Annotated in this window: 14 protein-coding genes and 3 pseudogenes; 16 read left to right on the top strand and 1 reads right to left on the bottom strand. The window is 58.4% G+C overall.

The features are described from left to right. Window positions 1-29: 29 nt before the first annotated feature. On the bottom strand, window positions 30-4,253 hold the full coding sequence (locus IU397_RS14695) for an S-layer family protein (protein ID WP_204415117.1): 4,224 nt from the start codon (window positions 4,251-4,253) through the stop codon (window positions 30-32). 366 nt (window positions 4,254-4,619) lie between these two features. On the opposite strand from IU397_RS14695, the gene IU397_RS14690 reads away from it, so the two are divergent. The 16 genes and pseudogenes from IU397_RS14690 to IU397_RS14615 form a co-directional block, all read left to right on the top strand. Beyond that, window positions 4,620-6,620 (top strand): type VI secretion system Vgr family protein, encoded by a 2,001-nt coding sequence (locus IU397_RS14690; protein WP_204415115.1) that lies wholly within the window; start codon window positions 4,620-4,622, stop codon window positions 6,618-6,620. A gap of 17 nt (window positions 6,621-6,637) precedes the next feature. Continuing rightward, window positions 6,638-7,231, top strand: coding sequence for a hypothetical protein (locus IU397_RS14685; RefSeq protein ID WP_204415107.1), 594 nt, complete (start codon window positions 6,638-6,640; stop codon window positions 7,229-7,231). 202 nt (window positions 7,232-7,433) lie between these two features. Next, entirely contained in the window at window positions 7,434-8,954 is a 1,521-nt protein-coding gene (gene tagH / locus IU397_RS14680) for a type VI secretion system-associated FHA domain protein TagH (RefSeq protein WP_204415105.1), read from the top strand. 95 nt (window positions 8,955-9,049) lie between these two features. Next, window positions 9,050-9,562 carry an OmpA family protein gene (locus IU397_RS14675; protein ID WP_204415098.1) on the top strand — a complete coding sequence of 171 codons (513 nt, stop codon included), beginning with the start codon at window positions 9,050-9,052 and terminating at the stop codon, window positions 9,560-9,562. A gap of 83 nt (window positions 9,563-9,645) precedes the next feature. After that, window positions 9,646-10,965 carry an ImpA family type VI secretion system protein gene (locus IU397_RS14670; protein ID WP_204415096.1) on the top strand — a complete coding sequence of 440 codons (1,320 nt, stop codon included), beginning with the start codon at window positions 9,646-9,648 and terminating at the stop codon, window positions 10,963-10,965. Window positions 10,966-11,055: 90 nt separating this feature from the next. Continuing rightward, entirely contained in the window at window positions 11,056-11,571 is a 516-nt protein-coding gene (gene tssB, locus IU397_RS14665; RefSeq protein ID WP_204415087.1) for a type VI secretion system contractile sheath small subunit, read from the top strand. A 56-nt stretch (window positions 11,572-11,627) separates the two neighbouring features. Continuing rightward, window positions 11,628-13,118: a type VI secretion system contractile sheath large subunit gene (gene tssC, locus IU397_RS14660; protein ID WP_204415080.1), complete on the top strand. Its 1,491-nt coding sequence runs from the start codon at window positions 11,628-11,630 to the stop codon at window positions 13,116-13,118. Between the two features lie 59 nt (window positions 13,119-13,177). Beyond that, window positions 13,178-13,666 carry a type VI secretion system tube protein Hcp gene (locus IU397_RS14655; protein WP_204415073.1) on the top strand — a complete coding sequence of 163 codons (489 nt, stop codon included), beginning with the start codon at window positions 13,178-13,180 and terminating at the stop codon, window positions 13,664-13,666. A 105-nt stretch (window positions 13,667-13,771) separates the two neighbouring features. Then, entirely contained in the window at window positions 13,772-14,326 is a 555-nt protein-coding gene (locus IU397_RS14650) for a type VI secretion system baseplate subunit TssE (protein ID WP_204415071.1), read from the top strand. Continuing rightward, window positions 14,323-16,284 carry a type VI secretion system baseplate subunit TssF gene (gene tssF, locus IU397_RS14645; protein ID WP_204415069.1) on the top strand — a complete coding sequence of 654 codons (1,962 nt, stop codon included), beginning with the start codon at window positions 14,323-14,325 and terminating at the stop codon, window positions 16,282-16,284. The genes IU397_RS14650 and tssF overlap by 4 nt, the downstream gene beginning before the upstream one ends. Beyond that, entirely contained in the window at window positions 16,281-17,282 is a 1,002-nt protein-coding gene (tssG, locus tag IU397_RS14640; protein WP_204415065.1) for a type VI secretion system baseplate subunit TssG, read from the top strand. The genes tssF and tssG overlap by 4 nt, the downstream gene beginning before the upstream one ends. Before the next feature lie 41 nt (window positions 17,283-17,323). Then, entirely contained in the window at window positions 17,324-20,095 is a 2,772-nt protein-coding gene (tssH, locus tag IU397_RS14635) for a type VI secretion system ATPase TssH (protein WP_204415062.1), read from the top strand. A 527-nt stretch (window positions 20,096-20,622) separates the two neighbouring features. Then, on the top strand, window positions 20,623-21,006 hold the full coding sequence (locus IU397_RS14630; protein WP_204415053.1) for a transposase: 384 nt from the start codon (window positions 20,623-20,625) through the stop codon (window positions 21,004-21,006). Next, window positions 21,003-21,304: pseudogene (gene tnpB / locus IU397_RS14625) on the top strand (IS66 family insertion sequence element accessory protein TnpB); the annotation flags it as partial. The gene IU397_RS14630 and the pseudogene tnpB, both read left to right, overlap by 4 nt. Window positions 21,305-21,410: 106 nt before the next feature. Continuing rightward, window positions 21,411-23,020 (top strand): annotated as a pseudogene (locus tag IU397_RS14620) (IS66 family transposase). 377 nt (window positions 23,021-23,397) lie between these two features. Continuing rightward, window positions 23,398-23,952 (top strand): annotated as a pseudogene (locus tag IU397_RS14615) (IS5 family transposase); the annotation flags it as partial. Window positions 23,953-24,071: the final 119 nt, after the last annotated feature.

Below are 24,071 nucleotides of genomic sequence, written 5' to 3'. Positions count from 1 at the left end.
TTTTCAGAAAGCTCAGGTTGCTACATGCTTCAAAACTGGAAACGCGCTTGCGCGGTCAGACTGACGGCATCGATCCGTTCGGAAAAGCGCGTATCAAGCCGGATGGAGGCGTTCAGCTGTTTGGCGCTGCCGAATTGACCATCCAATATCCGGATGTAACTCAGCCCCAGCGACACCTCGCCAAAGGTTCCCAGGTTCTCACTGGCGAAAGGCGCCTCGCCGGGGATCGGATTACCGGCAGCATCGAACTGGGTGAATGACGTGTCGCGCTCATCCGAGAAGTCGTAATAAACCGTCGCAGTCGCAAACCGGTTGAACGCACTGTCACCGCTGGGCCGGACAGTCGTGTTTGCCACAGTCACGCCCGCAAATCCGATGGCCGTCAGATGATCATCAATGTTCAAGCGTCCAGTCTGCTGACCCGTTTCGTCAGTAAAGGCAATCGGGTCTGTCTGGCTCCATGTCAGGCCAAAGCCACCCGTTGGCACAATCGTCCAGGTATCTGAAAGCGGGACGGTGTAGCTTAGGCTGGAGGACAGGGTGACGGAGTCGCTGGTCGTCTCCGCTCCACGCAAATCAATGTCGGGGTTGTCAAATTCAAATTCCGTCCGGTCGAACCGCAGTTGAACGTCGCCGTTGAACCGGTCCCGGGCAAAGGCGACATAGGCACCAACCGAAGTCTGGCTGAAATCGGATCTGGTGACGCTTTCCACCCGGTCCGTGAACACAAAGTTCTGTGTATCGAACTCAAAGTTTTCCTGTTCGGTCGATCCGGCATTAAACCCGATCACACCGCCCCCGGCCAGATCCCAGCCACCCGACGCTGCATTGAAACACCCGAAATCATAACCGACCTGCAGGCCTCCGAATGTCGCGTCAACCGTCGCGGGCAAGACAACACCGCCGCTATTCGTGTCGCCCGTCGCCGTGGCAGAGCCACCAAGCGCGCGCGTCCAGGTCCCACTGCCACAGGGATCATCATCCTCGAATGCCAAGCCAGACACGAATGGGCTGGAGGGCCGGTTGATGACCGATCCGATCAAACCCTGGACCAGCGCAAAACTGCCCGACAACGCACCAATCGCAGGATCGACGACGTTGGCAAGAACCAGGCTGCTGCCTTGGCTTTGCAGGGAATAGGTGACCAGCGGGTTGTCAAAGACCGCTTCGTTGTATGTGAAATTCGCGAGGTTGGCACCGGTGCCATTGACGACGGTGATCGGGGTACCGAACAATCCTGGTTCCTGACCACCAAGGTTGAACTCCAACGCCACCTGACCACCTGTGACGGTCCCGTTCAAGGTCAGGACGTCAGCGGTGCGGCTTTGCAGGTCGACGTCAAATCGATATGTTCCGGCGCTGCTCATATTGCCGTTGACCACGAGTCGGTCCCCGGCCTCCCCACGGCCGGCGATAAGACCGACAACGCCATTGTTGTTGTTCAGATTGCCATTGATCGTAACAGTACTTGACCCGCCCCGACCGACGCGGATCGTCCCATTGCTGTTGGTGACATCACCGTTGAGCGCCGCACTGCCCGCCCCTGTCGCCCCGATATCGATAAATCCATTGTTGTTGTTGATGACATTGGTGGCGGAATTGATCCTCGCGCCGCTCCCCGTTACGCTGATGAGGCCGGTATTGCGCACCGTGCCAGCATGGTTGATGGCCGCATTTGATCCAAGCGCAACTTCCCCGTCATCGGTGTTGCTGAAGGTTGGCCCCGAAATGTTCAGTTGAGCCCCCGTCCCCAAGCTGACCGTGCCATCCGTGGACCGAAACCGGACTGCGCCCAGCGCCACGCCATTGGCCACCGTGATGTCGCCGGAATTAGTAATGTCACCCAGCCCAGTAAATGCGCTGTTAATGTTGGACGTACCGAGATTGGTTAGATTGATCGACGGGGTCGCGGCCAGCGGGCCACTGACTGTAAACGTATCATTGTTCCGGATATTGCCAGTGACGGTTCCCGCTGCCGAAAGCGTTCCGTTATTGGTGATTACCCCGTCCAATGTCCCAAGCGAGGTGATGCGCCCCGCATTGACAATTGTATTGATATCCAGAGTGCCACCCGTGGCCACGTCGACCGTACCCGTCCCGTCCACCGCCAGCCGGTTCGCCTCCAATTCACCGGAATTGACGTCGATATTACCGTCATTGGTAACAGTGCCTGCGATATCCAATAGTCCACCATTGATGACCACGTCGCCGTCATTGGTGATGCTAGCCGCTGTTGTGGTGCCCGTGCCCTGGGTGAACGTACCGCCTGAATTATTATCCAAGACGCCAGTGAATGTGGCGGCATTTGCGCCCGTCGTGACCTGGCCGGAATTATCCAAACGGCTCCCAGACAAGATGCCGTTGCTGGTGATGGTGCCCGCATTGACGATCGCGCCTGCCACGTCGATATCGCCGGGAGGCACAAGACCGCCGCCCGCATCGCTGGTGACCTCTGCGCCGGACCCGTTCGTCAGGCTGCGTGTGATCAATGTGTTGGTGCCAACAACGATCCGGCCGGCCGTCTGGTTGTCGACATCCAATGTCACCTCCAGATCGTCGGAAAGTGTCACCACCCCATCACCGGAATTATTCAGATCGCCTTCAATCCGATTTTGTAACGTCGCCGCCCCCTGATTGCTCACATCCGCATCAATCGTGCCAGCGGATGTCAATGTCCCGTCGCTTTGGTTGATGACGTCGGTCGCTTCCAACTCGGTATCCGCATTGACCCGCAATGTCGCGCCATTGGTCACAGTACCACTCACGTCGGTGCGGTCAGTGGTGTTGGGATCCGCATCGGCGGCAACATCAAAAGTCCCACCGCTGATCAATACATCCCCATCGACATCCAAGGCGCCCAACGCAACTGAAGCGCCCGCGCTGGTCACATCCCCATCAATTGTGCCGCTGGCGGTCAAAATTCCTGTCGTGTTGACGGTCAGGTCACCGGCAATCGTGCCAGTGCTGGTGATTCTACCGCCATTGGTAATTGTATCAGCCTGCAGGGTTGAATCCGTCTCAACCGTAACACGGCCTGCGCCTTGATTGCTTATCGTGGTCGCCTCAAACCTACGATTATTGGTGAGCGTTACGGTCCCCCGGTTGGTCAGGGACCGCGCCTCGGTGTAATTGCCACCCGAGACATCGAGGAAAGTGTTGTTGCCGATCTCAATAGTGCCCTCTTGGGTCAGGTTGCCGGTAACCGTCATCCGCGCCCCAGCACCAGTATTGATAACGTTGCCGGTAAACGCACCTTCGGCATTCAAAACATCGGTATTGGTTATGGTCGTGGCCGACACCGTACCATCGACGATCATCCGGGAATTGTTCTGGATCGCGCCAACCACATCCAGCGTCCCACCATCGATCCGAACAATCGCATCATCGTTGTTGGTTAGCCTGGCGACCCCTGCAAGAGCGGCATTTACGTTAATCTCTCCATTGCTTTGGTTGGTGATGGCGCCGTTGATCCGCCCTTGGGCTGTGATGGAGCCGTCATTGAGGATATCGGCCCCAATCGTTCCGGCCGATGTGATATCTCCCTGGTTCTGGATCCCATCGCTGACATTAAGCTCACCGTCATTCGCGATATCGATCTCGCCGGAGGCAGTCGTATTTAGCGCACCGTTCACGTTGGTCTGGGTGTCGGATAGCAGATCCATCTCCCCTGCATTGGTGACCGTGCCACCAATCGCGGTGATCGTGACCGCGCCATTGGGCCGGGTGGTCACGTCGCGGACCGTCAAGGTGCCACCCACATCTAGCGTGATATTGCCTTGGCTGATCAGGCTGGCACTGTTAGACAAACGGATCGTGCCGCTGCTGGTGATGTTCCCGGCAGTCGACGTGACACGCCCCTGCACGTTGATAAACAGATCCGCCTGATTGACGACCGTCCCTGCCTCAAGGGACCGCGGCCCTGTGCCATTAGAAATAGCGGTTGTGTCCTCGGCGTTGGTGTAAGTCCCCACATTGCTGATGTTGCCGTTAAAGACCTCGGTCCGGCCGCGATTGGTATAGTTGAACCCCGCACCATCCAGATTTCTGTCAATGCTTTCGGTCTGGCCACTCGGATTTTCAAAGTCCGCAGTCAGAGTATCGGTGGCCTGCGCTAACGCGCCGGTGCCAGATAGACCGATGGCAAGCGCGGCCAGCGCCACAGGTGATGTCAAGGAGTTCAAGCCATGGGCAAAATCAATGCCAGCATTCAAGGCATGTGGCACAACCAGACAGGTGCTGGCGGGGGCGGTCATGGCGATCCATCCTCTCAACAGGCCCGGATTCCCAACGAGCACGATTGGTCCGCACCCTATGATCGGCCCCGTGGACCCTCAACAACTTAACGCAGTGTAATGCCCAAATCGGTCGCCTAGATATCTTGTGAAACGGGTTGTGTTGCTGCAGCGCAACAACCTCCTGAGGCGATCTGTATCACGGCCTCGGTACACGGCTCAAAATAAAGGCAGCCATGGAGCAAAGACGGCACAAGTCTGTCTCCATCCACAGGCCTTGAAACAAAAAGGCCCCCATGCAACTGTAACAAAAGTTATTTTTTGACGCACGCGGTCGAACACATTCCCTCGACCAATTTGAACAAAATAAGAGTGAGACGCCTGGCTATGGCTTTGAATATTTCCCAGCAGGGTCGGCTCGGGATCCTGCACACGCCGCTGGGCCCAGACAAGCTGGGTCTATTGCGGTTCGATGGCACCGACGCGATCAACGATCTTTTCGAATACCGGATCGAGGCGATCAGCGACGATCCCGATATCGATTTTGACGCGCTGATCGGACACCATATTTCGGTAGAGCTGACCCATGTCTATAAAGACAAAAAGTGGTATGACGGCATCCTGGCTGACGGGCAATATGTCGGTGTCGGCGAGACGGGAAATATCTATCGCCTGGTCCTGCGACCTTGGATCTGGCTGGGCAGTCGCCGCCGCAACCAACGCATTTTCCACGAAAAAACCGCTCCCGAAATCATCGCCGAAGTCCTTGGTGAATACGGGAGCGGTCCTTTTGAGGATCGGCTGACCCGGACTTATCCCGTTCTGGAATATACGGTGCAATACCGCGAAAGCGATCTGACCTTTGTCAGCCGCATCATGGAAAAATATGGTATAAATTACTACTTCGCCCACGGTGAAGGCGAACATGTCATGGCCCTCGTCGACAGCCATGACAACTTCGAAGCCATCCTTGGAAGTAGCCGCCCCTATTATGGCACCGTCAGTGGCGCCCATAGCAGCGATGAAGAGCATTTTTGGGCCTGGTCACCCAAGCGGAACCTGACCACAGGCAAGATCGTCATGACCGGCTACAACTTTAAAACGCCTACGGCCAACATGCGGGTCGAACAGACCGGTGATGCTGCCTACCAAAACGGGCAGATCGAAAGCTTCGACTATCCAGGCACCTATTTGGATGAGGGTCAGGGCAAGGATGTGGCGCGGCTGCGGACCGAACAGGAACGCTCTGCCGACAAGCGCCACTCCGCCAGCGGGAACATAATCACGCTATGTTCCGGCATGCGGATGACTGCCACGGGCCATTTGAAGGATGACTTGGTGGACAGGGAATATCTGTGCGCCCGTGCCCATCATTCCTTCCGATCCGAGGCCTATGGATCTGGTTCAACCGGTGGTCAGAAGGAAGTGTATGTCGGGCATTATGAGTTCGTGACGACAGAGGTCCCGTTCGCACCCATCCGCAAAACCGAGGAAACGCGCGTGCACGGGCCGCAAACTGCATGGGTGGTCGGCGCGGATGGAGAAGAGATCGATTGCGATGAATACGGTCGCATCCTTGTCCGCTTTCATTGGGATCTGGCAGGGGCCCATTCCATGCGATGCCGCGTCGCACAGATGTGGGCGGGTAACAAATGGGGCAGCATGTACATCCCTCGCATCGGGATGGAGGTGGTGGTCGATTTCATTGAGGGGGACCCCGACCAGCCGCTCGTTGTGGGCTGCGTCTACAATGCCGACAATATGCCGCCCTATGACCTGCCGGGCGAAAAGAACCTGGGCGGCATCAAATCCGACAGCACCGTTGGTGGCGGTGGCTATAACGAACTGGTCTTTGACGACACAAAGGGGGAGGAGTTGTTCCGGCAGCACGCCCAGTTGGACATGTCGACCAAGGTTCTGCAGAACGAAACGCGCGAGGTGGACAATGACCGCGACACGGTCATCGGCCATGACGAGACCCGCACGGTCAAGAATGACGAAGCCCACCATATTGAGAAGAACTCGACCTATCTGATCGATGGCGGAGAGAAACGAACCATCGGTGGCAACCACGATACCCAGATCAAGGGAGCCGAGACTCACAAGGTCACCAAAAACCGTACCAGCGATGTCATGGGGGCCGAAAAGCTGACCGTGACCAAGACCACGGATATCAACGGCCTGCAGGCCATTACGATTGAAAGCATGCAATCGATTGAGCTGAAAGTGGGAATGAACAAAATCAAGATCGACCAGAGCGGGGTCAAGATCGAAGGGCTCCAGGTCGATGTGAAGGCGCTGACCACGTTGAATACCGAAGGTTTGCTGTCGACCCACAAAGCCAGTGCGCTCATGACCGTTCAGGGCGCTTTGGTGAAGATCAATTAACCAGCGGGAGAGGAGATGTGAGCAACACGCAAGTCGGGCCACCCACCACCACCCCAACCGCACGCAGCAACTTTCGCTTTGCCATGGCGCAGGAGTTGTTTGACGAGATCCCTGAGGTGACCGAGGACATTACCGCGCGGCCTGATGGCCACAGCACGGTCGATTTCATCAACCAGATCGTCAAAGGCGACATCCCTGAAGAGGCCATCACGTTTTGCGCCTATGTTCTGCCGCGCCGGTTTGCCGTCTGGTGGGGGCATGAATGCCTCAAGATGCTGGATCACACCCTGGACGACCATGATCGGGACATGATGGTGCTGGCCGCAGATTGGGTGGGCAATCCCGAAGAAGAAAGCCGCTATGATGCGCTAGATACGGCCATGGATGCCAAGGCAAAGACGCCAGGTGTCTGGATCGCCTTGGGGGCGGGTTGGTCCGGCGGCTCCATGGTTGGCCCGGAAATGCCGCCTGTTCCGCCTGCCCCGCATCTTACCGCGCGCGCAGTCAACGCCGGGATTCTATCGGTTCTGGCCCGTGTGGATGTGTCAGAACGGGCAGAGCATCTGGGACGGTTCACGCGCATGGCCCTGCGATTGGGTCAGGACAACTGAACCGGCCCGAACATCGCCCGGGCTGGCGGGTATGGTCCGACTGACTTGCATCCCGCCGCTTGAACACCATAACAGTAGGATGCTGATCGCGTTGCGCGTTTGGCATTTCATGTCGCAGTCGGATCATCTGAACCGGCTGTCCGTCCGAACTCACGCGCTGCCTCGATGCGCGAAAAGATGAACGGCCCAAGGTAGCCTGCCCATGACCCTGACCTTGCGGATTGACAATTTTTCCAGCCTGCCCGACGGCGGTCCGCTGGAATATTCCGTCAGTGGGGCGGGGTTTGAGATCGGGCGCGACACCAATATGGACTGGACCTTGCCAGACCCCAACAGGTTCGTCTCCAGCTGTCATATCGAGGTTCGGTATGAAGGCGGCAATTACTGGCTATACGACGTCTCGACCAACGGAACATTCGTCAATGGCGGCTCCATGCGGGTCCGAAGCCCGCATCAGTTGCAACATGGCGACCGGCTGCAGATTGGTCATTACGTCGTTCTGACTGATCTGGAAGGCGCGGATGTGGCCGCGGCGCAGCCGAGTGGTACAGCTGGCTTCCCGCCACCCGCTTCCGGCGCCGATATCTGGTCCATTGGCGGTGCGGCCGCACCCGGCGGCGCATTCGATCCAACGCCACCGCCCGTATCGCAACCCGATTTCGGATCACAGCACATATCCACACCTGCATTTGCCGAACCGGCCGTTCAACGACCCGATGCGGGCAACGCATTCGTCACAAATGCGCCCGTCTCTGGTACGCCGTTCGGTTCGGAGCCTCTGCAGGATGAAGACGCCGAAAGCCCGTTCGGAAGCCCCGATCCCGCACCGCCCGAACCAAGGGCGGATCCGGTCCCGGCACCGACGACGCCGCCAAAAGATCCGTTTTCCAACAGCCCATCGCCATCGGCGAGGTCTGCCTTGTCGGATCAGCCAGCCAGCCCGCCATCCCCGTTTGGCGCACCGGAACATACGGCCCCACCCATGATTACGCCACCCGAGCCCAAAGCGCCTGCAAAGACCGCGATCACGGCGCCGCCGGACATGGCCCCATCATCAGCAAAGGCGCCACCCCCGAAAACGCCTCCGCCCAAGGCGGAATCATTTCGCAAGCCGACAGCTCCCAAAGGGTCGGCCACCAAACCTGAGACCAAAGGCGACACCGACATTCTGGCAGCGATTTGTGAAAGTGCTGGCATGGCCCCTGACGCGCTGGATGGCGTTGATCCGAAACATGCAGCCCAAGAGTTTGGCGCCACCTTGCGGATCATGGCGGATGAACTGGCAGGTTTGTTGCGAGTTCGGGCGGAAGCGAAGCAGATGGTCAAGAGCGGCAGCCGGACGATGATTGGCCACGACGCCAATAACCCCCTGAAGTTCATCCCGACAAGCCCCGAAGCACTTGAGGTTATGTTCGGTCCCGGCCGCCCCGGCTTTCAACGTGGCAGTCAGGCGATCCAATCATCATTCGATGACGTCAAACAGCATCAATTCGCCGTGCATGCCGCCCTGCAGCCAGCGATCAGCCGATTGCTGGAGGATCTCAGCCCCACCGCGATCCAGAACAAGATCGAAGGCAACAGATTTTCATCGCGCAACGCGAAATCCTGGGAACTGTTCGTGGAACGCTGGGACGCAAAAACGCAACCTTATGAAAATGGTATGCTTGATGTGTTTTTGGCTTATTTCGCAAAAGCTTACGACGATACGATCGGCAACAAGTAGGGGGATCCATACCTTCTGTTTTTGGCCTCAAATCTTGACATTTGTTGGTCGAATTCACATACAAATGGTAATTCATTTCACTAAGGGTCAATCTCATGCACCGTGTTATTCTCGTGTCTGCCGTCGCACTTATGACTGCGCTGCCCGTCGTCGCAGAGCAGCCCAGGATCAAGGCAGAGGATGTTGTCGACTTCATGGTCGAATCTGCCAATTTGGGCTTGAGCCGCGGTATCTGCATCGGCACATCAGAGGAATGTGCCCCGCCCGAGCCCGACGGCATGGATATGCTGATCAACTTTGAGTTGGACTCAGCCGACCTGACCGCAGAAGCACGCGAAAACCTCGCTGTGTTTGCAAACGCTTTGCAGGATGATCGCCTGCAGAATGCCAGTTTTGTGGTCGAAGGGCATACGGATGCCCGCGGAATCGACGGCTACAATGACCAATTGTCAAAAGCGCGGGCCGCTTCGGTGCAGCAATATCTGGTCGACCTTGGTGTGAGCGCTGCCCGCTTGGATGCCATCGGTTTGGGGGAAACCCAGCCACGTACCGATAATGCGATGGATCCTGAAAATCGCCGTGTGGAACTGCGCATCGCCGTTCAGTAAACCCGACGGACCCAGACCGGCCTTGACGGGCCAACCGATATGCCGTCCCTTTCGGGGCGGCATAGATCATTTTGGACGGCCCGATGCGTTTTGACCCCCTGCTTGAACCGATTTCCGATGACCATCCCTGTGGTCCAGATTTGGATGCCGAAGGGGACGACGCATATCTTGATTATTACTACGAAGCCCTGGCCCGCATCCCCGAACGTTTTCTGACCAATGGCCAACCCTTTGACCGCAAGGACATCGATCTCAAGACAGAGGTTAAGGAAATCGCAACCCTTCTGGATCGCTCCCGGGACCTGCGACTTTTGGTGCTGGAGGCGAAATTTCAGGCGCTTGGCGGCAATATCGTCGGCGTTAGCGAATGCATCCAGGCCTGTAACACGCTGACCGAAACCTTCTGGGAAGATGTTCACCCGCGGATTGTCGATGGCGACGTCACAGAGCGGCGCAATCAATTCGAGCTTCTGGATGATCTGTCGACCGTCGTTATGCCACTGGAACATGCGCCGCTGCTGCGCGACAGACGGTTGGATATGATCACATATCGTGACTTCTTGGTGGCCTCAGGCAAAAAGGATGCCCGCGAGGGGGAAAATCCGGCCGATGCCGGATCCATACAAGGTGCATTGAAAACTTCTGAAAACGCTGCTGAAGTCGATAAGATCTTTGCGGCGCTCAGTGCAGCCCAGGCCGCGATAAAGGCCATTGACCTGCGCAGCAAGACCTGTGCGCAACCATTCGCCCCACAGACCGACAATATCGAAAAGATCCTGGCGGATATGATCGCCTTCATCCTGGAAGCACGACCGGACCTCACCTCGGATGACGCCGCGCAAGATGATGCACAGATTGCAGATCAGGGGGATGCTGCGGTAGAGGATGACGGCCCCGCATTGGTGCAAGGCGGACCGCCCGTGGCCGTTGGCCCTATCGGGAATCACGGCGAAGCACGGGCGGCATTGGAAGCCGTCGAAGGCTATTTCGCCCGGGTCGAACCCTCCTCCCCAGGGCTGCTTTTGATCCGTCAGGCCCGGTTGCTGATCGGCAAACCCCTGATCGTCGCACTTGAAACACTGTTGCCGGAAGTGGCGGAACAAGCCCGCATCGACTTTGGCTCGGAAACAGGGTTCCGTATGACAGTCGGCCGCATGCGCATGCTGTCCGAGGATACGGGAAACGCGGATGTGACCGAAAGTGACACCCCGCCTGCGAACCCCATGCAGGCCGAAAATCGCGACCAGGCCGCAGCGCTCATCTCGAATGTCGAAGCGTTCTTCCGCCAGACCGAACCGTCCAGTCCGGTACCGATCCTTCTGTTCAAGGCAAAAACCTTTTTGAACAGGGACTTCTCCGCCATCATCAACGATCTTTTTGCGCATGTTCAACAGGGGTCTTGACCGCAGCCAATAGGATGACCACATTGAGCGTATTAGAATTGACGAAGTTGTTACACGCTGGCCTTCCCAGCAAAGATCGGGAGAAAATACATGGCATCTGATTCAGCATCAGGGTTCCTTCGTAGGAATCGTCCGCCGCGTGTTCAGATCGCGTATGCCGATCCTTACGACGCCGAAAAAAACATTGAATTGCCATTTGTTATGGGCGTGATGTCTGATCTGTCGGGAAATTCGTCTGAGGTGGAGAAAGATGCCATCGCAGATCGCAATTTTACGCTCGTTGACACGGAAAACTTCGATGACTTCATGCATGCCGTTGCTCCAGGCGTCAGCATGAATGTTGCTAACAAACTGGGTGAAGAAGACGAAAAGCTGTCGGTCAAGCTCGATTTCCACAAAATGGAAGATCTTGACCCTGGTGAGATCGCAAAACAGGTGCCAGCGCTGGCGAAGTTGCTGGAAGCACGCGATCAACTGGCCAATCTGCAGCGTTACATGAATGGTAAATCGGCGGCACAGGATCAGTTGGCACAACTTCTGGCAGATCCTAAGATGATGGCGTTGATGAACGAACAAAAAGACGGTGACGGCGGCGAAGACGCCTGATTGATCCGCGCGGCGACCTAGCCGCCTGATGGAACAAAAACGGGAAGAGACCAGACATGGCCACCGAAGCCCAACAGGACCAAGCTGCCGATGGCGGCGCAATCTCAGAAGTCGATGAGTTTTCCGCACTTCTGAAGCAGAATTTCAAACCACGCAGCGAGACCGCGGCCACCGAAGTTGAGAATGCCGTCGGCACTCTGGTCAAAGAGGCGCTGTCCGATAGCACTGTGATCAAAACGGACATCCTCGATACGATCGACGAGATGATCTCAAAGTTGGACACTAAACTGACGTCACAGATGAATGAAATCCTCCACCATGAGGAATTTCAAAAGGTCGAAAGCGCTTGGCGTGGCTTGGCGTATTGCGTGAACAACTCCGAACCCGACACGTCCATGAAGATCAAGGTCATGAACGTCTCGAAGGGTGAACTGGAAAAAGAGTTGCGTCGCTTCCCCGGTGCAAAATGGGACCAAAGCCCGCTCTTTAAGAAAGTGTATGAGTCGGAGTTTGGTCAACTTGGAGGCCAGCCGTTTGGTGCGCTCATCGGTGATTTCTACTTTGACCACAGCCCTGCCGATGTTCGCTTGCTGCGCGACATGGGTAAGATCGCGGCGGCATCCTGTGCGCCGTTCCTGTCGTCAATCGGGTCGGGTCTGTTCAACATGGACAGCTGGAATGAGTTGACCAACCCCGCCGACCTGAATTCAATTCTGGAAACTCCAGATTATGCCGGGTGGAAGTCTTTGCGTGACAGCGAAAACTCCCGCTTTATCGCACTCACGGCCCCCCGTGTCTTGGCACGGGAACCCTACGGTCAGAACAGCCTGCCGGTGGAAGCCTTTAATTTCGAGGAAGAGACCGACGGCCATACTGGCGAAAAATACGCGTGGATGAATGCGGCCTATGCGATGGCCGCTAACGTCGCCCGCGCGCACAAGGAACATGGGTGGACCGTCCGTATTCGCGGCGTCCAGTCCGGCGGTGAGGTGATCAACCTGCCGACGCATACCTTTCCGACCGATGATGGTGGGATCGATATGAAATGCCCGACCGAGATCGCGATAAGCGACCGCCGCGAGGGAGAGATGTCAAAGGCCGGTATTATAGGCCTGATCCATCGCAAAAATACGGACAAGGCGGCCTTTATCGGTGCACAGACGCTGTACTCGCCTAAGTCCTATCAAGATGAGCTTGCGACCGCCTCGGATAATCTGAGCAGCCGCTTGCCCTATATCTTCGCTGTGTCCCGGTTCAGCCACTACCTGAAATGCATGGTACGTGACCAAATCGGTGCGACGAAGGAGAAAGATCAGCTCGAACGGTATTTGAAGACCTGGATTAACCAATATGTTGATGGTGATCCTCAAAACTCGTCTGAAGAAACAAAGGCCCGTCGGCCACTCGCCGGTGCTGAAATTCAGGTGATCGAGGATGAGGAAAATCCGGGTTACTACATGGGCAAATTCTTTCTACGTCCGCACTTCCAGATGGAAGGCATGGATATCGGCATGAGCCTGGTATCCCGGCTGCCCTCGGGCAGCTAACCCACACGACCACTCGAATTGTCATAACATATGCATAGCAAAACTTAGGAGATAATATCATGGCTCTCAGCATGATCCTGGACCTGAACACCGTTAACGGCGAAAGCCAGCTCAAGGGCTACGAAAACAAAATCGACATTGATCAGTACAGCCTCGACTTTCACCAGTCGGGCACCTTCCACCGCGGTGGCGGTGGTGGCGGTGGTCAGTGCTCGTGCGGCGACCTGATGATGTCGAAGAAGCTCGATAAGTCATCCTCCGACTTGGCAAAAAAAGTCTGCCTTGGTGCCCACTATGCCACAGCAGTCCTGAAAGTCTTCAAATCCACAGGTGAAGGCCTGAAGGAATACTACACGATCACTCTGAATGACTGCATCGTGTCATCCTACTCGATCGGTGGTTCGGCTGACGGTCTGGACTATATCAGTGAAAACTTTTCGTTGAACTTCCGCCAGATCCAGACCCAGTACATGGTTCAGGCAGCCGACGGTATCCTGTCCGATGGTGGCAGCATGACCTACAACGTCGCAACAAACGAAGGCAGCTAAGCGGCCCCTGCCGCGCCGCTTGAATTTCCAGGCGGATAGCACGATGGTTTCGGGCGGGCTGCACTATGCAGCCCGCCTTTTTCTTACCGGGATCGGATGCGGATCATGGCACGTGAGATCAAAAAACAGCTGCAAATCCCGATCATGTATGCCTTCCGCGAGGCTCATAAGGCCAAAGATACGAAATCGGACGGTTTGGAATATCGCGATGGTGAACGGGTGCTGTCGGAACGCGCTGCCATGCGCCGCCGCGGCGCGAACGAAGCGCAGCTCAAGCGCAACCTAGAGATTGATCTGGTCCACCTCGCCAACACCATAAACCTGGATGCGATCCAAAAGCTGGATGAATATAGCTATGTCAACCGCTCCGTCTTGAACTATGGCGTGGTAGATATGTCCAACATGACCAGCGAGGACGTGAAATATTCCAACCTGCCCCGCCGTCTGTCGGATGCGCTGCTGAACTGCGAACCGCGTTTCATCCCGGAGACGATGCAAGTCGACATGCACGAAGAGTTCGATGACGTGAACCAGAAGCTCGTCTTTGACATCTATGCGGAAATGGCCTGCAAACCCCTTGATATCCCCATGGAATTCACCGCCGAGATTGATGTAGGCTCTGGCAAGATGAAGTTCACCAACCTGGCGGCCCCGGAATGAAAAAGGAATTTCTGGAAGCCTATAACCAGGAACTCGCCCTTCTTTACGAACGCTCCCGCGAATTTGCCGAGGAATATCCAGGGATCGCCGAACGCCTGGGTGGCCTGACCGAAGACAAGCTGGACCCAGGCCTTGCGGGCCTGCTGGAAGGCAGCGCCTTTCTAGCAGCCCGCGTCCAGCTGAAATTGCAAAGCGAATTCAGCACCTTCACCCGCGCCCTGCTCGACCAGCTACTGCCTAACTACCTGGCCCCCACGCCCGCAGCCATGATCGTCCAGGCCACCCCCGATTATAGCGAAAAGGACCTGGCCAAGGGCGAGAAATTCCCGGCAGGCGCCTATCTGGACGCCACATACGTCGAACGGGAACAGCGGGTCAGCGCCCGCTTTCGCCTATCGGCCCCCCTCACCCTCTGGCCCTTCGACATCGACCGCGCCGCCTACCTGCCCAGCCCCGGCCCGATCCAATCCCTGGGTATCGAGGTTTCGCCGGAAACCTCCGCCGGGCTCCGCCTGCGCCTCTTCCGTCGCACCACGAACGAGGCGGCGGATCCCGAGGCAAAGCCAAAGAAAGGCGAAAAACCCCTCCAGGTGAACGAGGTGCGCTGTGATGAACTGCCTATCCACCTGACCGGCAACACTGCCGATATGATCATGCTGTACGAACAGCTCTTTTCGAACACCAACCGCGTGACCCTGCGCTATCTCGACCGGCGCGGTGACCCGGTTTTTCTGCGCTGCCCCCCGGATTTCATCCAACAGATTGGCTTCGATCAGCCCGAAAGCCTCTACCCCGAGGACGATCGCGTTTTCCAGGGCTTTTCGCTCCTGCGCGATTTCTACACCTTGCCGCAAAAATTCCTTGGCTTCCGCCTCACGGGCCTCCAGGCTCTGCTCAAGCAAATCCCGTCGCCGATGTTCGACGTGATCATTGAATTCGACACGGCTCAGCCCAAACTCGCCCCCCTGATCACGCCCGACAATATCCGCCTCTATGCCGCCCCCGCGATCAACCTGTTCGAAGAACGCTGCAGCCGCGTCCGCCCCGACCCGAAATTCAACGAATTCATCGTGGTCCCCGACAGCTCGCCTGCCGTGAATTACGAACTGCACCGCATCATCGATGTCAAAGCCCACTACCCGGGCGTGCGCAAAAAGGTTCAGGTCCACCCGCTCTACTCCCTGCCCGACGGGGAGGTTCGCCCCCAAGATGCTCTCTACTTCACCACGCGCCATCGGCCCCGACGCCTGACCGAAAAGGAGCGCCGCTTTGGCTTTGGCGGCAGCTATGTGGGGACCGAAACCTACATGTCGCTTTTTGAGCCAGCGGGCCTTGATGATGAAGAACGCGTCCAACGCCTGCAGGTTGTCGCGCTGTGCTCTAACCGCCACCTCGTAACGCAGCTTCCCATCGGCCAGTCAGAGGTTGATTTCCGCCTGACCGACGACGTCACCGTCGCCTTGCGCTGCATCAGCGGCCCCACCGCCCCGCGCGAAAGCATTGCCGAGATGGAACGCGCCGATCCCCGCCTTGGCCATCATGGGGAGGTTCTCTGGCGGCTGGTGAACCTGCTCTCATTCAACCATCTGGGCCTCAAGGACCGCCACCCAACCGACCCCGCAGGCGGTCTGCGCGAGATCCTGTCGCTTTTCTCCGATCAAAGCGACTCGGTCACCGAACGGCAACTTCGCGGCATTAACGGCATCGCCAGCCGACCCATCACGCGCTCGCTCCGCCGCGATGATGGCTTTCATGCCGCGCGCGGGACGGAAGTGAAACTTACCTTCGATGAACGCGCCTTTGAGGGGTCAGGCATCATGCTGCTGGGCGCCGTCCTTGACCGGTTCTTTGCTGATTACACCCATATCAACAGCTTTACCGAAACCGTCCTGATCTCTGAACAACGGGGGGAAGTCATGCGCTTTCCACCCCGCTCCGGCACCGGCCCCCTGCTATGAAGACGGACCGCCGAGACCTGCTGGAGACGGAGCCCTACCGGTTCGACCTCTTCGCCCTTTTGCGCGAATTGGAACGCGCCTCCCCCGACAAGCCGCGCGTAGGCAAGGCGGCCGTCACAGCCCAGGAAATCGTGCGTCTGGGTCAGGACCCTTTCCTGGATTTCCCGGCCTCCAATATCAGCGATTTCCGCGTGGAATACGGCAAGCCACCATCGATCCGCTCCAAATTCCTTGGCTTCTTCGGCCCCCAAGGCGCGCTGCCGCTTTTGACCACGATCGAGGCCTATCGCTGGAACGACCGCAACGATGACAGCTTCATTCGCTTCACCGATATATTCGCCACGCGGATGCTCCAGCTCTTTTACCGGGCCTGGGCCGATGCGCGGCCCATCACCCAGTTCGACCGCCCCGCCGAGGATCGGTTTGCCGCATATGTCGGCAGCATGGTGGGCATCGGCACGTCCCCTTACCGCGACCGCGACGGCGTGCCTGACATTGCTAAGCTGCCCTATGCAGGCGTCCTGGGCAGCCGTGTGAAATCCGCCTCCCGCCTGGAACAGGTCCTGCGTGGCATCCTGGGCGTCGAGGTCGAGATTGAGGAACGCAAGGGTATCTGGCTCGAATTCGAAGACAGCGATCTCAGCCGCGCGGGCCAATCCGGTGCAAGCCTGGGCCAAAACACCTATCTTGGCGCCCGCGTCTATTCCATCAATGATAAGGCGCTGATCAAGATCCGGACCGAGGATGTAGAGGATTACCGCACCTTCCTCCCCGGCGGGCCACAATTTCAACGGCTCGCCGATCTGGTGCATTTCTACCTGGGCGACACTGTTGATTTCGATCTGCAACTGGCGCTACCCAAGGCGAACCGCCCCGCCGCCCAGCTGGGTCAAAGTGGGCAACTCGGCTGGACCTCCTGGTCCGCCCCCGAAGACGGAGAACCAGGCGAATACATCGCCGACGCGACATTTAGCTTGCATCAATCCGGTGCGCCCTGAGATTTACCTCAAAAAACATTTACACACCGATAGGGACCAACATGTCAGATATCAGCCTCGAAACGGTCGCCGGGAAATTGAATCGCACCGGCTATGACGCCTTCATGAAGGCCCTGCGCCACGCCAAGAACGAAGGCAACCGCAATGTCGAGCTCAGCCATTGGTTACTCCACATGCTGATGAATGACCGCTCCGACATCACCGTGGCGCTCCAACATTACGGCATCGACCGCGCCAAGGTGATGATGGAGGTGCAGGCCGCCATCGATACGTTCAAGAAAAACGTGACCGAGATGCCGGGATTTTCCTCCCACATCATCGACATGCTTGACCGCGGCTGGCACTACGCCACGCTCCTGTTCGGGGAGCCCTCCATCCGCACGGGCCATATGCTTGTGGCCTTGCTCAAGGACGACCGGCTCAACCCCGCTTTGGGCTCCATTTCAAAAACCCTCGCAGGCCTCGATCCCACCACGGTCGCCAACGATGCCCGCGGCGCCTGGAAGCTCTCCGAAGAAGAAGACATGGGGTCCATGGATGGTGCAGGCATGGGCGGTGCCCCTGCCGCCGATGGCGCGCCCGCGACCAAAACCGGCACCACCGCGCTGGACCGGTTCTGCATCGACATGACCGCCCAGGCCCAATCGGGCGAGATGGACCCCATCGTCGGCCGCGACGAGGAAATCCGCCAGATCATCGATATCCTGATGCGGCGCCGCCAGAACAACCCGATCCTGACGGGCGAGGCCGGTGTCGGCAAAACCGCCGTCGTCGAAGGTTTCGCGCAACGCCTGGCCTCCGGCGACGTGCCCCCGCAGCTGCGCGGCGTCCGCCTCCTCAGCCTGGACATTGGCCTCATGCAGGCCGGCGCCTCCATGAAAGGTGAGTTCGAACAGCGCCTCCGCCAGGTCATTGACGAGGTTCAGGGCTCCCCCACGCCTATCATTCTTTTCGTGGACGAGGCCCACACCCTCATCGGCGCAGGCGGCGCGGCCGGCACGGGAGATGCCGCCAACCTCATGAAGCCCGCCCTCGCCCGCGGCACGCTGCGCACGGTCACCGCGACCACATGGATGGAATACCAGAAATATTTTGAGAAAGACCCCGCCCTGACCCGCCGCTTCCAGCCCATCAGCGTGGATGAACCCGATATCGACCGCTGCTGCTACATGCTCCGCGGCATCATGACCCCCATGGAAGCCCACCACCAGGTCCGCATCTCGGACGAGGCGATCGTTGCCGCCGTCCAGCTCTCCCACCGCTACATCCCAGCCCGCCAGCTCCCCGACAAGGCTGTCAGCCTGCTCGACACCGCTGCCGCCCGCGTCGCCATCAGCCAGTCCACGACCCCCGCCGCCATCGCCGACATCCAGGCCCAGATCGCCAGCCTCACCGCCGAACTGGGCGCCAAGGAACGCCAGGCCGACCTGGGCGAGGTCAACGAAGACCGCATCGCCGAGATCCGCGAGGAACTCACCACAGCCGAGGCCCACCTCGCCGAACATGACGCCAAGTACCAAACCGAAAAGCAGGTCGTGGCCGACATCCTCGACCTGCGCGCCCAACTCACCGGCGACACCCCCGCCACGCTCCCCGTTGACGATCAACCCTCCGACACCGGGCCGGAGGCAAATGCCGACGCGGCCGACGAAGCGGCCCAAGGGGCCCCTGAGGAGGCCGCCCCCACCACCGACCCAAACCACGCACCCCTCACCTACGAAGACGCCGCAGCCCTACGCGCAGCCCTCGCCACCAAGGTCCAGGAACTCGAAGCCCGCGACCCCGATGACCGCATGATCTACGCCCATGTCGACGCCCAGGCCGTGGCCTCTGTCGTCGGCGACTGGACCGGCATCCCCGTCGGTCGCATGGTCACCGACGAGGTTCAAGCCATCCTCACCCTGGTAGACCGCCTCCAGGAACGCGTGGTGGGCCAGGATCACGGCCTCAAGATGATCGCCAAACGGATCGAGACCAACCGCGCCAAACTCGACAACCCCGACAAACCCATCGGCGTCTTCATGCTCGCCGGCCCCTCCGGTGTCGGCAAAACCGAAACCGCCCTGGCGCTCGCCGAGGCCATCTACGGCGGCGAACAAAACGTCATCACCATCAACATGTCCGAATTCCAGGAGGCCCACACAGTCAGCCTCCTCAAAGGCGCGCCCCCGGGCTATGTGGGCTACGGCGAAGGCGGCAGGCTCACCGAGGCTGTCCGCCGCAAACCCTATTCCGTCGTCCTCCTCGATGAGGTCGAAAAGGCCCATCCGGACGTCCACGAGCTCTTCTTCCAGGTCTTTGACAAGGGCCGCATGGAAGACGGCTCAGGCCGCGAGATCGACTTCAAGAACTGCCTGATCCTGCTCACCTCCAACGCGGGCACCAATGTCATCATGGACATGACCGCCCGGGGTGCTGCCCGCCCCGACCCCGAGGCCCTGGCCGAGACCCTGCGCCCCGCGCTGCTGGAGGTCTTCCCCCCCGCCCTCCTGGGCCGCATCGTGACGATTCCCTACTATCCACTGTCCTCCGAGGTGCTGGCCATGATCACCAAACTGAAACTCGGCAGCATTGTCAAACGAGTCAAAACCAATCACGGTGCCGAGATGACCTATTCCGACGCCGTGACCGACCACATCGTCGCCCAATGCCAAGACCCGGACTCAGGCGGCCGCATGATCGACAACATCATCACCAACTCCATCCTCCCCGACCTCTCCCGCGCCATCCTCACAAAAGCCATGGCCGGAGAAGAGATCACCGCCGTCACCATCGATACCGCCGACGACACCTTCACCTATGCCATCGAGTAGGGCGGGGTTCACCCCACCATACCTCTCAAATGCACCAAAAAGCCAGGTAGGGTCGGTTTTCCAACCCACCTCACCCCGCCGATAGCTATCCGTCGCAAAGAAGCACCAAGGGCATCGCCCGACCTGGAGGAAATCACTCACGATTGAGACGACTGGCAACAGCAGGATGATCTACTTCTAGTTCAATACCTGCTTGCTTCGCTCGGAGCCGGAGGTATCCTCGCACTATAATCTCATTAAACTCATACCAAACTTGCCTAGTTCCGGTCAGAATGCTTGCATGTGTAGCTTTCTTTAGGCTGTTTATTCGTTGATTGAACTTTGTACGATCCAACACCTTTTCGGGAAGTATTTCCATTATTCTTTCATAAGAACCGAAGATGTCTGAACTTCGTCGTCTTAGTTCATGTCCATCAGCTACTGCCCAGAGAACGAATTCATGATCATCTTGATAGTAATCGCCCGATTTGTATCGCCTGCCGTGGGTCGGGGTAAGATCTTATGATCCGTCGTTATTGAGGTGTTTAATGACGTCGTATCGGCGGGGGCAGATCTTGCGACATGAGGTGATCTTTGGCGTTGAGCGTCGGCGGCGTTGGTCGGACGAGGAGAAGCTGGCGATTTTGATGAAAGTGGGTGTCGCGGGGGCGACGGTGGCCGATGTGGCGCGGACTTACGATCTGACGCGGCAGCATACTTATCAGTGGCGGCGGCAGATGCGGGAGAAGGGCCTTTTGCCGGCGCCGGATGGGTCTGTTTTCTTGGCTTTGGATGGGCCGGAGCCAAACGCGACTGCGACCGTGCCAGCCGAGGTCGAGATCGGCTTTCCGAATGGACGCAGCCTGCGGTGTCGCGGGGGCGTGGATGACCGGGATCTGGCACGGCTGATCCGGCTTGTAGTGACCGCGTGATCGGGCCAGGTACGGGCGTCCGGGTATATCTCGCTTGCGGTCTCACGGATATGCGCAAAGGGATCGCTGGGCTGTCGGCCATTGCCCAGGACGTTCTGCGGCAGCGGCCGACGAGCGGGGCCGTCTTCGCCTTTCGAGGGCGGCGCGGGGATCGGATCAAGCTCTTGTATTGGGGCGGGCAAGGGTTCGCCTCTTCTACAAGGTGCTGGAGCAAGGGCGATTTCCTTGGCCTTCTGTGAAGGATGGCGCGGTCCGACTAACCCCGGCACAACTTGCGATGCTCTGGGAGGGCATTGACTGGCGGCACCCGGACTGGGGCGCGCCACCAGCTCGGGTTGGATGATTACATGACTGATTTAGCTTATTTTTATGGCCTGCCTGACCTTGCTGTGGTAGACATGGCCATGTCCACCGACGCCCTTGATCTCCCCAACGATCCGGCTGTCTTGAAGGCGATGATCGCCGCACTGCAGGCCGACAACGACAAAAGGTCGGCCACGCTCGGAGCCCATGATCTGCTGGTCCAATCGCTTCGGGTCCGCATCGCCAAGCTCCAGAAGCAGGCTTTCGGGGCCAGCTCGGAAAAGATCGAACGCGAGATTGAGTAACTCGAACTAGCCCTTGAGGATCTTCAGATCGCCATCGTCGAGGCCCGTGACACGGCGCTGGACGAAGACTCCGAAGAAGAGAACTCGGACGCCACCGAAGCCGATCAACCAAAGCCCCGTGTCGCGGACGGGACCCCTCGGGAACGGCGCGAGCTCGATCCCGGCGATGCCTGCCCGGACTGTGGGGGTGAGCTACGGGTGGTCGGTGAGGACGTCAGCGAACTGCTCGACCTGATCGCTGCCAAGCTCAAAGTGATCGAGATCGGCCGGATCAAGAAGTCCTGCCGACGTTGCGAGAAGATGGTCCAGGAACCCGCACCAAACCGACCGATCCCCCGGAGCATGGTTGGCCCCGGTCTCCTCGCGCACATCCTGACCGCCAAGTTCGACGATCACGTTCCGCTTTATCGCCAGAACGAGATCTTCGCCCGCATGGGGGCCGATATCCCGGACACCACCATGGTCGATTGGTGCAGCGCCGGAATGAAGACCTTGGCTCCTGTGATCGAGTTGATCGAGGCGGACATCCTGGGCAGCAATCTGCTCCACGCTGACGAGACACCATCCGGGTGCTCGACCGTTCCAAGAAGGACAAGGGCCTGGGAAAAGGCGTCAAGAAGGGCCGTATCTGGACCTATGTCCGCGATCAAAGGCCATGGGCAGGCCAGGCCCCACCCGGCGCCGTCTACCGCTTCGCCCCGGACTGGAAGGAAAAGCACGTCCTCGATCATCTCAGCAAAACCGGCGGCATTCTCCAGGCCGACGCCTACAAAGGCTATGCCAAGCTCTACGCCACCGATCTGGGCGGGGAGGCGCAGTTCCGCGAGGCGGCCTGCTGGGCCCATCTGCGGCGCGATTTTCACGACGTCTGGACCGCCACCAAATCCGAGATCGCCCGCGAGGCGTTGGACTGGATCGGCAAGTTCTACGACACCGAATGCGAGATCACCGGCCTGTCCGCTGAGACCCGCTGCGCCGTTCGCCAGGAACGCACCAAGCCCTTGGTCGAGGCGTTCCGCACCTGGGCCGAAGCCCAACTCACCCGCATCCCCGGCAAAAGCGACCTGGCAAAAGCCTTCCGCTACGGCCTCAGCCGCTAGCCCGCCTTCACCCTGTTCCTCGAAGACGGCCGCATTGCCATCGACAACAACGCGGCAGAGCGCGGCCTCAGACCCATCGGTGTCGGCAGACGCAATTGGCTTTTTGCGGGCTCAGACACCGGCGGGGAAACCCTCGCCCGCGCCATGACCATCATTGAGACCGCCAAGTTGAACGGCCTAGACCCACAAGCCTGTCTCGCCGACATCTTTACCCGCATCCACGACCATCCCAACAAACAGCTCCACCAACTCCTCCCTTGGAACTGGAAGCCCTTGAAGCAAACCGCTGAGATCAAAGACGCCTAAAACTACAAGGTGGCCCAAACCGGGCGGTTACTCTTGATATTTTTGTGTTGCCAAATCATATGACCTCGTAAGCTTCAGAGGCGTCATTCATGGCTTGCTCAAATAGATGTGGGGTCACTTTACCGCCATTTTTGGCTTCGAAGACACGCCAGAATAACTTCTCCGAAATAAAATGCACATAATGAGGGAACCCGTCACTAATCCGCGCGATACGAATAACAGTATCTCTATCAATCTCTATTCCAAGGGCTTCAGCTGCATTCTCAACTATCTCGTAGCAAGATTCCCATGGCAATTATGTTAAGCCTTCGTTAGGCTCTGTTGCACAAATCCTATGGAGGATTCATCACGTGAATCCAGCGTGGTAGCTGGGCTGCATGAGCAGACCTACCCCCCCGATCTACAGGACCAGGAACTGGCCGGCCTATAACGAAGCGCTCAAGCGCCGTGGCTCGCTGACGATCTGGTTCGACCCCGAGATGAGCTGGGATGCCTCGCCGACAGGCAGGCGTGGCCGCCAGCAGACCTATAGCGATGCCGCCATCCAGATGTGCCTTTTGATGAAGGTGATATTCGGCATGGCGCTCAGGCAGACGACCGGCTTCGTCGAGAGCCTGCTGCAGCTGGTTGGCCTCGACTGGACGGTGCCTGACTTCAGCACCCTGTCCCGCCGCCAGAAGACCCTGGCTGTGAACATACCGTATCGCGGGTCCAAGGGGCCGCTGCACCTGCTGATCGACAGCACTGGGATCAAGGTTGAGGGCGAAGGCGAGTGGCACACACGCAAGCATGGCGGCCCGAAACGGCGCGTCTGGCGCAAGATCCATCTGGGGATTGATGAGGAAACGCTGGAGGTTCGGGCCGTGGAGATCACAGGTAGCCACATCGGCGATGCGCCGGTGTTACCCGACCTGCTCAAACAGATTCCGGCGCACGAGCGTCGTCCCCGTCCCATCTCAAACACCATCAGCTGATCAGATCGCGCCACAAGGGTCGTCAAGCAAGGTCGACGGACACTGGCCTATCAGGCGTAGTCGTGGATTTTTCCCCG

The organism is Actibacterium sp. 188UL27-1 (assembly GCF_016901225.1).
Lineage (GTDB): Bacteria > Pseudomonadota > Alphaproteobacteria > Rhodobacterales > Rhodobacteraceae > 188UL27-1.
Note: the sequence above shows the minus strand (reverse complement) of the source record. Positions and strands in the feature narration are given on the sequence as shown.

Coding starts and splice junctions, on each gene's coding strand:
- IU397_RS14690 (WP_204415115.1), top strand. CDS start 4,620: ATGGCTTTGAATATTTCCCAGCAGGGTCGGCTCGGGATCCTGCACACG.
- tssF (WP_204415069.1), top strand. CDS start 14,323: ATGAAAAAGGAATTTCTGGAAGCCTATAACCAGGAACTCGCCCTTCTT.
- IU397_RS14650 (WP_204415071.1), top strand. CDS start 13,772: ATGGCACGTGAGATCAAAAAACAGCTGCAAATCCCGATCATGTATGCC.
- tssC (WP_204415080.1), top strand. CDS start 11,628: ATGGCCACCGAAGCCCAACAGGACCAAGCTGCCGATGGCGGCGCAATC.
- IU397_RS14670 (WP_204415096.1), top strand. CDS start 9,646: ATGCGTTTTGACCCCCTGCTTGAACCGATTTCCGATGACCATCCCTGT.
- IU397_RS14695 (WP_204415117.1), bottom strand. CDS start 4,253: ATGACCGCCCCCGCCAGCACCTGTCTGGTTGTGCCACATGCCTTGAAT.
- tagH (WP_204415105.1), top strand. CDS start 7,434: ATGACCCTGACCTTGCGGATTGACAATTTTTCCAGCCTGCCCGACGGC.
- IU397_RS14655 (WP_204415073.1), top strand. CDS start 13,178: ATGGCTCTCAGCATGATCCTGGACCTGAACACCGTTAACGGCGAAAGC.
- IU397_RS14675 (WP_204415098.1), top strand. CDS start 9,050: ATGCACCGTGTTATTCTCGTGTCTGCCGTCGCACTTATGACTGCGCTG.
- IU397_RS14630 (WP_204415053.1), top strand. CDS start 20,623: ATGACGTCGTATCGGCGGGGGCAGATCTTGCGACATGAGGTGATCTTT.
- tssH (WP_204415062.1), top strand. CDS start 17,324: ATGTCAGATATCAGCCTCGAAACGGTCGCCGGGAAATTGAATCGCACC.
- tssG (WP_204415065.1), top strand. CDS start 16,281: ATGAAGACGGACCGCCGAGACCTGCTGGAGACGGAGCCCTACCGGTTC.
- tssB (WP_204415087.1), top strand. CDS start 11,056: ATGGCATCTGATTCAGCATCAGGGTTCCTTCGTAGGAATCGTCCGCCG.